Consider the following 12,286-nt stretch of genomic DNA (forward strand, 5'->3'; position numbering starts at 1 on the left):
CTATTCGAGCCAGCACCATTGTCGCCGCTTTTTGGTTTACGTTAACGTAAACGTAATTGCAAATAGAAGGCTGCCTATGAGCGTTAAAGAGCGCACCTACAGCATTCGCGACCTAGCGGATGAGTTTGATATCACCACCCGCACCATTCGCTTTTACGAAGCAGAAGGGCTGCTGAGCCCCAAACGTGAAGGGCAAACGCGCATTTACTCAGCCCAAGACAGGGTACGGTTAAAGCTAATTTTGCGCGGCAAGCGCTTGGGTCTGTCGCTGGCAGAAAGCCGTGAGCTGATTGATATGTACGACCCCTCGGCCAATCGGCCGCAGCTGGAGTCATTGTTGTCGGCCATTGATCGCCGCCGCCAGCAATTGCAGCAACAGCTGCACGATATTCAACGCATGATGGAAGAGCTTGACGATGCCGAGTTAAAGGCCCGTCAGGCGCTAGAGCACTGAAAAATAACAATACATTTCATTAGGAGGTTGGCCATGAAAGATTTTAACTTTGGCCTAGGCGAAACCCTAGACATGCTGCGTGAACAGGTCCATGGCTTTGCGCAAAAGGAATTGGCTCCGATAGCGGCGGAGGTCGACAAACATAACGAATTCCCAATGCCGATGTGGCGCCGCTTTGGCGAGCAGGGGTTGCTGGGCATTACCGTCGGCGAGCAGTACGGTGGTGCCGATATGGGCTATCTGGCCCACGTCGTCGCCATGGAAGAAATCAGCCGTGCATCGGCCTCGGTGGGCTTGTCGTACGGTGCGCACTCGAATCTGTGTGTGAACCAGATTCACCGCAATGGCACTGAGGCGCAAAAAGAAAAGTATTTACCCAGGCTGGTGAGCGGCGAGCACATTGGTGCGCTGGCCATGAGTGAGCCCAATGCTGGCTCGGACGTAGTATCCATGACACTGCGGGCTGACTTAAAAGGCGATCACTATGTGCTCAATGGCAGCAAAATGTGGATCACCAATGGCCCAGATGCCCATGTCTACGTGATTTACGCCAAAACCGATTTTGATAAAGGTCCACACGGCATTACCGCCTTTATTGTTGAGCGTGACTGGGCCGGTTTTTCGCGCAGTCCTAAGCTCGACAAACTGGGCATGCGCGGCTCTAACACCTGTGAATTGGTATTCGATAACGTTGAAGTACCGGTAGAAAATATTCTCGGCAAACTCAACGAGGGCGTGAAGGTGTTAATGAGCGGCCTCGATTACGAGCGCGTGGTGCTGTCGGGTGGTCCGACCGGCATCATGCAAGCCTGCATGGATATCGTTAAGCCCTATGTCGCCGAGCGCACTCAGTTTGGCAAGCCAATTGGCAGCTTCCAGTTGGTGCAGGGCAAGCTGGCCGATATGTACACCAGCATGAACGCCAGTCGCGCCTATTTATACGCCGTTGCCGCATCCTGTGATCGCGGTGAAACCACCCGTAAAGATGCCGCCGGTGTGATTCTGTATTGCGCCGAAAAAGCCACGCAAATGGCGCTGGATGCCATCCAGCTATTGGGCGGCAATGGCTACATCAATGAGTACGATACCGGCCGCTTGCTGCGTGATGCCAAGTTGTACGAAATCGGTGCTGGCACCTCAGAAGTGCGACGCATGCTGATCGGTCGTGAGATGCTGCAGGAGAATCTGTAATGCCGGTGCTCAACAGCCGAGTCGAGCTGAAAAGCGAGACCTTTGCGCAAAACCAAGCGCATATGCAAACCCTAGTCGCTGACTTGCGCCAGCAGGCCGAGAAAATTGCGCGTGGCGGTGGCGAAGCCGCCATGCAGCGCCATATCGAGCGTGGCAAATTACCGCCGCGCCAGCGCGTTGCCCAACTGCTGGATGCCGGCAGCCCATTTTTAGAAATTGGCCAACTGGCGGCCCATGAGGTTTACCCCGGCGAAGACGTTCCCGCCGCCGGTGTGGTCGCAGGCATTGGTCGCATTCATGGCGTTGAATGCATGGTGGTCGCCAACGACGCCACGGTCAAAGGCGGCAGCTATTACCCCATCACGGTGAAAAAGCATTTGCGCGCTCAGGAAATCGCCCGCCAAAACCGTTTGCCCTGTATTTATTTGGTGGATTCTGGCGGTGCCAACCTGCCACGCCAAGATGAAGTCTTTCCCGATCGCGATCACTTTGGTCGCATCTTTTACAACCAAGCCAACATGAGTGCCGCTGGCATTCCGCAAATTGCCGTGGTTATGGGCTCTTGCACCGCAGGCGGTGCTTATGTGCCGGCCATGGCCGATGAATCCATTATTGTGCGCAACCAAGGCACGATTTTCTTGGCTGGCCCGCCACTGGTGAAAATGGCCACCGGCGAAGAGGTTAGCGCCGAAGAGCTGGGCGGCGGTGAGCTGCACTGCCAGCAATCTGGCGTGGCGGATCATCTGGCCGAGAACGATGCCCATGCGCTGCAGCTGGCGCGCCAAGCCGTTGCCCGCCTGAACTGGCCAGCCAGCCCAGAACCGAGCCAGCCGATTACGCCGCCACGCTATGGCGCCGATGAGCTGTACGGCATTATTCCCAGCGATACCCGCCAGCCCTTTGATGTGCGGGAAGTGATTGCGCGGCTGGTCGATGGCTCTGAGTTTGATGAATTTAAGGCCCGCTTTGGCACCAGCTTGGTATGTGGTTTTGCCAGCCTTTATGGCATGCCCATCGGCATCGTAGCGAACAACGGCATTCTGTTTTCTGAGTCGGCGCAAAAAGGCGCGCACTTTATTCAGCTGTGCGCGCAGCGCGGTATCGCCTTACTGTTTTTGCAAAACATCACCGGCTTTATGGTCGGCCCTAAATACGAAGCCGAAGGCATTGCCCGTCATGGCGCCAAAATGGTGACCGCCGTGGCCTGTGCCAATGTGCCCAAGCTGACCTTAGTGATTGGCGGCAGCTTTGGTGCCGGTAACTACGGCATGTGCGGCCGCGCTTACGACCCCAACTTTATGTTTATGTGGCCCAACGCTCGTATTTCGGTGATGGGCGGTGAGCAGGCCGCTGGTGTATTAGCACAGGTGAAAGAGCAAGCGGCACTGAAAAAAGGCCAAAGCTGGAGTGATGAGCAGTCAGAGGCCATTAAGCAGCCGGTGCGCGAGCAATACGAGCGCCAAGGCCACCCTTATTACAGCTCGGCCCGCCTGTGGGATGACGGTGTGATCGACCCGGCCGACAGCCGTCGGGTATTGGGGCTGGCATTGTCTAGCTGTTATCAAGCCGAAGCCTGCTCCAGCCGCTTCGGCGTATTCCGCATGTAGGAGGCCTTATGCTCACCGTTGCAATTGAACAGGGCATAGCCCGCCTAACACTCAACCGGCCGCAAGTTGGCAACGCCTTTAATGCCGAGCTAATCGCTGAGCTGCAACAGCAGTTTGAACGCCTGGCAGACGACGACACCGTGCGTGCATTGGTGCTGGCCGGCGAGGGCAAGCACTTTTGCGCTGGCGCCGATTTAAACTGGATGAAGCAGCAAAAAGACGGCAGCCAGCAAGACAACCAAGCCGATGCTTTAGCGTTGGCGCAAATGCTAAAAACCCTGAACGACTTTCCCAAACCCACCATTGCCATGGTGCAGGGCGCTGCGTTTGGCGGTGCCTTGGGGCTGATTTGTGCCTGCGATATGGCAGTGGCCGCGGACAACGCCCGCTTTTGCTTAAGCGAAGTCAAACTCGGTTTAAGCCCAGCCACCATCAGCCCTTATGTGTTAGCGGCCATGGGGCCGCGGCAGGCGCGACGCTATTGGCTAACGGCTGAGCTGATTGATGCGCCCACAGCCCAGCAACTGCAGCTAGTGCATCGGGTGGTGGCGGCCGAAGACCTGCTCGATCAAGTACAGCACTGGTGCCAAGCCGTGGTGGCCAATGGGCCGCGTGCCTTGGCTGCCACCAAGCAGTTAATCCAGCAGCAGAGCACTGAGTTAAACGATGCCTTGCTGTATTCCACCAGTGATTTGATTGCACGTTTGCGCGTCAGTGATGAAGGCCAAGAGGGGCTGACCGCCTTTTTAGAAAAACGCTCGCCTGCTTGGCAAATAACCCCGGACAAGGAGCCTGCTCCAGCCGAGCAGCCAACGCCTGTCGAGGAGCACAAGGTATGATGCAAAAAGTTTTAATCGCCAACCGTGGTGAAATCGCGGTGCGCATTATGCGCACCTTAAAAGACCTCGGCATTGCCAGTGTGGCGGTCTACTCCGATGCCGATCGCCAAGCCCAGCACGTCAGCATGGCGGATGAGGCCGTGCACATCGGCGCCAGTGAAGCCAGCGACAGCTATTTGCGCAGCGATAAAATTCTTGCTGCCGCTAAGGCGGTCGGCGCTGATGCCATTCACCCAGGCTATGGCTTTTTAAGTGAAAATGCCGGCTTTGCCCGCGACGTGGCCGAGGCGGGTTTGACCTTTATTGGCCCGCCCGCCGATGCCATCGATGCCATGGGCGATAAAGCCAGCGCTAAAGCGCTGTTAAGCGGCCGTGATGTGCCCTTAGTGCCGGGCTACCACGGCGACGATCAAACTGACGAACGCCTGCTAGATGAAGCTTTGCGCTGTGGTTTCCCACTGCTGCTCAAAGCCAGTGCTGGCGGTGGCGGTAAAGGCATGCGCATCGTCGAGCAAGAAAGCGATCTGGGCGCTGAAATCGCCGCTGCCCGGCGTGAGGCTGCCAGTGCCTTTGGTGATGATCGCTTGTTGATTGAGCGTTTTTTGCGTAAGCCACGCCATGTTGAAGTGCAGGTGTTCTGTGATCAGCAAGGCAATGGCGTGTACCTGTTTGAGCGAGACTGCTCGGTGCAGCGGCGCCATCAAAAAGTCATTGAAGAAGCGCCGGCTCCAGGCATGACCTCGGAATTGCGCCAGCGCATGGGCGAAGCCGCCTTGGCTGCTGCCCACGCCATTGGCTACGTCGGCGCCGGCACGGTGGAGTTTTTGCTCGATACCGACGGCTCGTTTTATTTCATGGAAATGAACACCCGTTTACAGGTGGAGCATCCAGTAACGGAAATGATCACCGGCCAAGACCTGGTTCACTGGCAGCTGTTGGTCGCCAGTGGCCATGCCCTGCCGCTGACGCAGGAGCAACTGCGCTGTACTGGCCACGCCATTGAAGTGCGCTTGTACGCCGAAGACCCAGACAATGGCTTTTTACCCGCCCTTGGCACCCTTAACCTTTGGCGTGAACCGCGTGCTACCACTCAGGTGCGTATTGACAGTGGTGTGCGCCAGGGCGATATGGTCAGTCCCTATTACGACCCCATGTTGGCCAAACTGATCGTGCATGGCGACACCCGTGAGCAAGCGTTGCGTTTAATGCGCCAGGCCTTAGCCGACTTGCTGATCGACGGGGTCAAAACCAACCGCGATTTTCTGTTGCGCTTGCTCAGCTGCCCGGCCTTTGTCGATGCCGACCTCAGTACCGATTTAATCGACCGCAGTGATTGGCAAGCCAGCCCAACGCCGGCTTGGCACAGTGCCGCTCTGGTGGAGCTGTTGCTACCAACGCTGGCAACACAGCCGCATAGCCCGTGGCATGCTGACGGTTTTCAGCCCAACCTAGCAGCCACACGTCAGCTGACCTTGATGCTGGCCGATGGCCGTGAAACCCAGCTACAGGCGCGCCATGAGCAGGGCTTATGGCACCTAGGTGAGCACAGTTACGCCAGCCAACTGCAGCCCCATGGCGGCGGCCTCTATCAGCTGTTACCGCAACAGCAGTGGGTGCTGGTAAAAGACGACGATATGGTGCTGTTTGATCAGCACGGCAGTCAGCGCTTTGTGCGTCAGCGTTGGTTGGGTGAACAGCAAGAGGACGATCACGGCGGCTTGCATGCGCCTATGTCGGGCCATGTCTTAGCGGTAAATGTGGCGGTGGGTGATCAGGTCAAAGCCGGTGACGTGCTGATGATTATGGAAGCGATGAAAATGGAGCACAGCATTCGCGCCGGTCACGATGCCGTGGTTGAACAGCTGTTATGTGAAGCCGGTGACAGCGTGCGCGAGGGCGATGAGCTGGTGGTGCTGAGCGATGCTGTGCAGACTGATGCTTTGCAGACTGGGGAGTCGGCCTAATGCGAGATCACGTAACTCTGGTTGAAGTCGGCGCTCGTGATGGCTTACAGAACGAAGCGCAAGCGTTATCGGTGGCGCTGCGCTGTGAGCTGATCGAACGACTGGCAGATTGCGGCCTGACGCGCATTGAAGCTGGCAGTTTTGTCTCGCCTAAGTGGGTGCCGCAAATGGCCGACAGCGATGCCGTATTGCAGCAACTGAAAACCCGCTCCGATGTGCGCTACAGCGTATTAACCCCCAACCTGCGTGGCCTAGACGGCGCGCTTACAGCCAATGCGCAAGAAGTCGCGGTGTTTACCGCCGCCTCTGATGCCTTCACGCAAAAGAACACCAACTGCAGCGTGGCCGAATCGCTGGAGCGGGCGCGTGCTGTGGTGGATGCGGCTCGCACTGCTGGCATTCCGGTCCGCGGTTATGTGTCGACGGTGATGGGCTGCCCTTATCAGGGTGACGTCAGCATCGATGCTGTGCTGGATGTCAGTCAGAGCTTATTGGAAATGGGCTGCTATGAGGTGTCGCTGGGCGACACCATAGGCGTTGGCACGGTAAAGCAAACCCGTGAACTGATTCGCGCACTGGCCATGCAGCTACCCGTTGCGCAGCTGGCGGTGCATTTTCACGACACCTATGGCCAGGCGCTGGCCAATATTCATGCCGCCCTGGAGCTAGGCGTGCGCACCGTCGACAGCTCGGTGGCGGGCTTAGGCGGTTGTCCATACGCAGCTGGCGCTTCGGGCAATGTTGCCAGTGAAGATGTGGTGTATATGCTGCAGGGTTTGGGTCTGCATTGTGGCGTCGACCTTCAGCAACTGGCCGCCACAGGCGCCTGGATATCACAGCAATTGCAGCGTGACCACGCCAGTAAAGCTGGCAAAGCCATCGCCGCAAAACAGCAGCAAAAGGAGCAGGGATGAGCACTCAAGCATTATGGCAAGCCTCACACGAGCGACGCCAGCAAAGCCAAATGCAGCAGTTTATGCATTGGCTGGCCAAGCACCGTCAGCTCAATGTTCAGCACTACAGTGAGCTATACCAGTGGAGCATCGAGCAGCGCGGCGAGTTTTGGCAGTCGCTATGGCAGTTTTTTGATATTCAAGCCCACCAGCCAGCCACTCAGGTGCTGCAAGAATCTCAGGATTTGCGCCAAACACGTTGGTTTGAAGGCGCGCGGCTAAATTTTGCCGAGCACTTATTGCGCCCTGCCATGAACGATGACACGGCGGATAAAACTGCTCTGGTGTTTCGCAGTGAGCAAGATATTCGCACCAGCCTGAGCTATCGCCAGCTCTATCAGCAGGTAGAAAAAGCCGCCAGCGCTATGCGCCAGCGCGGCATTGGGGCTGGCGACCGGGTCGCCGCTTTTATGCCCAACGTACCGGAAACCGTGATTACCATGCTGGCGGCGGCCAGTATCGGTGCTTTATTTTCGTCCTGCTCGCCGGATTTTGGCCTTAACGGCGTGTTGGATCGCTTTGGTCAGATTGAGCCCAAGCTGCTGATTGCGACCCAAGGCTATTTTTATGCTGGCAAATGGATTGATTGCAGCGAGCGCGTGGCAGCCCTGCGCGATGCCTTGCAGTTATCGGCCGAACAGCTAATTTCTGTGCCTTATCCGGGCTGCGAAAGCACGCCTAACGGCGCTTGGAGCTGGCATGAGTTTTTAGCGACTCATGAAGACACTGATGCGACCAGCGAGCTGGTATTTGAGCCGCTGCCATTCGATCACCCGTTATATATCATGTACAGCTCAGGCACCACGGGCGTGCCTAAATGCATTGTGCACGGCGCCGGCGGCACCTTATTGCAGCACCTTAAAGAGCTGCGCTTGCACACCGATGTTGGCCCAGACGATGTGCTGTTTTATTTCACTACTTGCGGCTGGATGATGTGGAACTGGTTAGTGTCGGGCCTGGCCACCGGAGCCACTGTGGTGCTGTACGATGGCTCGCCGTTTCATCCCGGGCCTGAAGTACTGTGGCAAATGGCCGAGGACGAAGGTGTCACCGTGTTTGGCACCAGCGCTAAGTACATCAGTGCGCAGGAAAAGGCTGAGCAGCGCCCAATCGAACGCTCGTTAAAACTACGCACCTTGCTATCGACGGGCTCACCACTGGCCCATGAAAGCTTTGACTATGTCTACAACGCCATCGGCCATGACTTGGCGCTGTGTTCCATCTCGGGTGGTACCGACATCGTTTCTTGCTTTGCTTTAGGTAATCCACTGCTGCCTGTGTACCGCGGTGAGCTGCAATGCGCCGGTCTAGGCATGGCGGTAGATGTTTGGAATGACCAAGGCGAGCCGTGTCAGCCAGGTGAAAAGGGCGAGCTGGTGTGTCGCCATGCCTTTCCCTCGATGCCGGTAGGCTTCTGGAACGACCCCGACGGCGAGCGCTATCACAGCGCCTACTTTGAACGCTTTGAAGGCGTCTGGGCCCATGGCGACTACGCCGAGTTCAGCGATCATGAGCAAGATGGTCATAGCTGGAACAGCCTGATCATTCACGGTCGTTCCGATGCCGTATTAAACCCAGGCGGCGTGCGCATTGGCACCGCCGAAATCTATCGCCAAGTAGAGCAATTAGCCACAGTGCAGGAAAGCCTCGCCATTGGTCAGCAATGGCAAGATGACGTGCGGGTGGTGCTTTTTGTAGTGTTGGCAGATGGCTTGCAACTGGACGATGAACTGCGCCAGCAAATTCGCCAACGCATTCGCGAGCACTGCACGCCACGCCATGTGCCGGCCAAAATTGTTCAGGTGCCGGCATTGCCGCGCACCATCAGTGGCAAGCTGGTGGAGCTGGCGGTACGTAACGTGGTGCACGGAGAGCCGGTAAAAAATACCGACGCATTGGCCAACCCCCAAGCGTTGGAGCACTTTAAAAACATCGCCGCACTACAACAGGACTAACCGCATGACCGACAGCAGCCCGGCATTATTGGTAGAACGCCGCCACGACGGCAATGATGAGCCCAGCATCGTACTGGCGACCTTTAACCGGGCTGCGCTCAAACATGCCATTTCCGATGCCGATATGATCGACGCCATCGAACAGCTGATCGATGAAATCAATGCCTCACAGTCGAGTGAGCAGCCAGTTAAAGTACTGTTGCTGACCGGCAGTGATGGCGTATTTAGCGGCGGCGGCAATATCAAAGCCATGCAGGCGCGCAGCGGCATGTTTGCCGGCGATGAAAGCCAACTGAGCGATAATTACCGCAACTATATTCAGCGCATTCCGCGTGCCTTTGCCCGCTTGCAAGTGCCGGCCATTGCTGCCGTCAACGGCGCCGCCATTGGCGCCGGTAATGATCTGGTGTGCATGTGTGATATGGCCATTGCTGCACGCTCTGCGGTGTTTGCCGAAAGCTTTATTCAGCTGGGGCTGATTCCCGGCGACGGCGGTGCTTGGCTGCTGCCACGGCGGGTGGGCATGCAGCATGCCATGGCCATGGCACTGACGGGCCGGCGTTTTAGCGCCGACGAAGCACTGGCCATGAATTTGGTGATGCAAGTAGTAGCCGACGATCAGCTGTTGGACACAGCCCTCGGCTTAGCGCGGCAAATGGCAGTGCACGACGGCCGGGTATTGCGCGAAACCAAGCGCTTATTGTTAGAAGCTCAACAGCAAACGCTTGATCAGGCGTTAGATGCCGCGGCGCAGTTGCAGGGGCAGTTGCATCATGCGGAGAGTTTTAAGTTGTAGGGGTGGATGTGTGCTCGCGCACGGGGTGATTCTTTAACGTAACAAAATCAACGCAGATATTTCTGAAATCCTCCAAGCCCTATGCCTTTCTTGAGGGATCTGTGCCGCTTTTCTGTGGCCGCTTTCGGCGCTACTCTTTACTCATAGACCAAATCAGGGACGAATCATGAAGCACCTACTTTATATAGGCATGCTTACCGCCGCCGCCATCGCCACCCATGCCCAAGCCGAGGAAAACCTGCTGAGCTGCTGGCAAAAGGCTAGCAAGACCGACCCCTACGTTACCCAGATCAACTTCACCATCATCGACGGCCAATGCGTCGACCGCCGCCCTCAGTGCATATACCAAGGCAAGACCTACCCCATTGGCTATATAGATAAAGAACGTGGCGGACGTTGCCGCGTGGGCTATGACGCCGGTGCCAGCGCCGCTGAGCGTGGCAAGGCCAATGCCTACTGGACAACCCAGTTGGATCGCGTGGCGGGTGAGTAGGACAGTTTTTTCATATCTGATAGCTCAGATAAAGGAGGCGTTTTTTGGGTAAAGTGACCAATGTATTTGTACGTCATGCAAGCGTTCTGGTAACAGCAGCGGGTGTTATTGTGGCGGCAACTGGTGTTGTTGTAGCTCTGTTAGGTTATAACTTAAATGCCGGTACTGATGAGCAGAACAGGGAGCACGAAATTCAAAAATTGGTTGAAGAAACCATGGGGTTACTTGGCTTGGAGGTTGAGGCACCCGGTCTACTTCTATGGGAGAAGCCCCGAGGAGAGTTTAGCCTTGAAAAAAACGAAATGATCACTCTTGAGAAAGCAAGGAGAAATATAGATAGACTCTCAGCACTTGAAGATGGAGAGGATGGCTATCATGTTGGGTTGCGCTTGATTTATTTCTTAAGAGTTGGTCGCTTTGATGCTATCGATGAATACATCAATGAAAAATTTGATATTTCCGGCGAGGAGAAACAAAGACTGCTTTTATTAAAAGCAATGATTTTGAATAATATTAATGGAATAGAAAAAGAATCTTTTAGAATTTATGATGAACTGCTAGCTAGTGCTGATAACAAAAGGCCTGTTCGCCTATTTTATAGTCTTGCGCTACATTCACACGGATTAAATGATAGAGCCATACATCAGCTGGAAAAAATATTCTCAGATGCTCCTTTTGCTCCAGACGCCACAGACGTGCTGGTTCATATCTATTACTGTTCAGGGCAGATGAAAAAGGCAGAATCTGTACTGCATGACTTTCACGCTAGCGGCAATGAAACCGTATCATCAAGATCTCACCTAGGTCACATATATTCTAATTCTGGAGACTTCGGCTTTGCTGTTGATGAATACCATAAAGCTCTATTGATCAACCCCGAAGACCCAGCCCTTCATAGGCTTTTGGTGCATGCCTATGAGGAAATGGGGGAAACTGAACTTGCAGAGAAGCACAAAGGTAAAGCTGCCTTCTATTCGGCCACAGGAGAGCAGCAATGTCAGTATCACTACAGTACGCATTGAAGGGCTACCAACACATCCTATCGTCATGCACCAAGATCACTCCGTGCCTTTCGACAAGCTCTATCTAAGTGAGTGCGCTCAGACGTTCCTAGAGTTGGACTGGATTAAGCGTGTTAACCTAGTAGCCGCGAGAGCGGTAAGAAAGAATGGCATTTCCACCAAAACAGAAGAACTCAAAATTTAGAACACACCTACATGAACCTACAAAAAATCAACACCATTATGCTCTGGTCAGCAATCATGCTGATTTTGTTCTTTGTGGTTGCAGGCGCTTATAGTTGGGGCAAGGAATGGGCCTCGCTAGTGATTGGAACAATGGGGGCTCTCTTTACTGGGACGGCAGCCCTGGCATCAGCCTACTCTGCAAAAGTGGCAAGCAAATCTGCTAACCAGTGGCGGGATATTAAGAAGGCGGACCAAGTTACAGACCTAGTATCACGTATTTATTCAGACTGTGAATCGCTCCTCTTGACCTGGCAGTCTGAGTGTTTCAATCATCTTAAAGAATTTAATGTATCAGAATACAACTATAAATTTGATATGAATAAGGTCCGGAAGAAAAAATTCTATATTATCGAGATTCACAGGAAAGCTCTTTCGAAGACTGATGCCATTGCTAACAGAATAAGGTCAAACCAAAGACTGCTAGAACTCCAGCTCAAAGACAACAAAGAGCTTATAGATGAGTGGAGGCTTCACATCGACAATCTATTTATATCACAGGATGGGATGAGAAATAATCTGAGAAAAATTCGTGAAGTGGACAATCTTTCCAGAGAGGAATTTAGAGATTTAATCATGCCGCCATATTACAGCATATTTCACATCAGCACCTTGCAGAAAATTAGTCAGAAGACATATGAAAAATATGTGCTTTAAATATCTAATCTAAGTTAAACCCAAATCCTTCGGCCCCAGCGCATTATGGGGCCATGAAAACACATAACACGGTAGTGTTCAGAATTCTGTGTCATTTCTTTATCCTATGCAAAAAGAGACGACACATGACCCA

The 12,286-nt window shown here is 54.4% G+C and carries 11 protein-coding genes; all 11 read left to right on the forward strand.

From position 1 onward, the window contains the following. Positions 1 to 76 precede the first annotated feature (76 nt). Positions 77 to 454: a MerR family transcriptional regulator gene (locus tag IE090_RS16290; protein ID WP_189390037.1), complete on the forward strand. Its 378-nt coding sequence runs from the start codon at positions 77 to 79 to the stop codon at positions 452 to 454. A 33-nt stretch (positions 455 to 487) separates the two neighbouring features. Then, on the forward strand, positions 488 to 1,645 hold the full coding sequence (locus IE090_RS16295; RefSeq protein WP_189390039.1) for an isovaleryl-CoA dehydrogenase: 1,158 nt from the start codon (positions 488 to 490) through the stop codon (positions 1,643 to 1,645). After that, on the forward strand, positions 1,645 to 3,252 hold the full coding sequence (locus IE090_RS16300; RefSeq protein WP_189390041.1) for a carboxyl transferase domain-containing protein: 1,608 nt from the start codon (positions 1,645 to 1,647) through the stop codon (positions 3,250 to 3,252). The genes IE090_RS16295 and IE090_RS16300 overlap by 1 nt, the downstream gene beginning before the upstream one ends. Positions 3,253 to 3,260: 8 nt before the next feature. Continuing rightward, the gene (locus tag IE090_RS16305) at positions 3,261 to 4,091 is read left to right on the forward strand and encodes an enoyl-CoA hydratase/isomerase family protein (protein WP_189390043.1); all 831 of its coding nucleotides are present in this window, start codon (positions 3,261 to 3,263) and stop codon (positions 4,089 to 4,091) included. Continuing rightward, positions 4,088 to 6,055, forward strand: a complete 1,968-nt coding sequence (locus IE090_RS16310) for an acetyl/propionyl/methylcrotonyl-CoA carboxylase subunit alpha (RefSeq protein ID WP_189390045.1) — start codon at positions 4,088 to 4,090, stop codon at positions 6,053 to 6,055. The genes IE090_RS16305 and IE090_RS16310 overlap by 4 nt, the downstream gene beginning before the upstream one ends. Continuing rightward, on the forward strand, positions 6,055 to 6,969 hold the full coding sequence (locus IE090_RS16315) for a hydroxymethylglutaryl-CoA lyase (RefSeq protein WP_189390047.1): 915 nt from the start codon (positions 6,055 to 6,057) through the stop codon (positions 6,967 to 6,969). The genes IE090_RS16310 and IE090_RS16315 overlap by 1 nt, the downstream gene beginning before the upstream one ends. Continuing rightward, positions 6,966 to 8,963 (forward strand): acetoacetate--CoA ligase, encoded by a 1,998-nt coding sequence (locus tag IE090_RS16320; RefSeq protein ID WP_189390049.1) that lies wholly within the window; start codon positions 6,966 to 6,968, stop codon positions 8,961 to 8,963. The genes IE090_RS16315 and IE090_RS16320 overlap by 4 nt, the downstream gene beginning before the upstream one ends. Before the next feature lie 4 nt (positions 8,964 to 8,967). Next, positions 8,968 to 9,759, forward strand: coding sequence for an enoyl-CoA hydratase-related protein (locus IE090_RS16325; protein WP_189390051.1), 792 nt, complete (start codon positions 8,968 to 8,970; stop codon positions 9,757 to 9,759). A gap of 166 nt (positions 9,760 to 9,925) precedes the next feature. Continuing rightward, complete coding sequence (locus IE090_RS16330; protein ID WP_189390053.1) at positions 9,926 to 10,252, forward strand: hypothetical protein; 327 nt, start codon at positions 9,926 to 9,928, stop codon at positions 10,250 to 10,252. A 44-nt stretch (positions 10,253 to 10,296) separates the two neighbouring features. Further along, entirely contained in the window at positions 10,297 to 11,274 is a 978-nt protein-coding gene (locus IE090_RS16335; RefSeq protein WP_189390055.1) for a tetratricopeptide repeat protein, read from the forward strand. Between the two features lie 195 nt (positions 11,275 to 11,469). Beyond that, positions 11,470 to 12,153 (forward strand): hypothetical protein, encoded by a 684-nt coding sequence (locus IE090_RS16340; protein WP_189390056.1) that lies wholly within the window; start codon positions 11,470 to 11,472, stop codon positions 12,151 to 12,153. Positions 12,154 to 12,286: the final 133 nt, after the last annotated feature.

The organism is Bacterioplanes sanyensis, assembly GCF_014652515.1.
Lineage (GTDB): Bacteria > Pseudomonadota > Gammaproteobacteria > Pseudomonadales > Oceanobacteraceae > Bacterioplanes > Bacterioplanes sanyensis.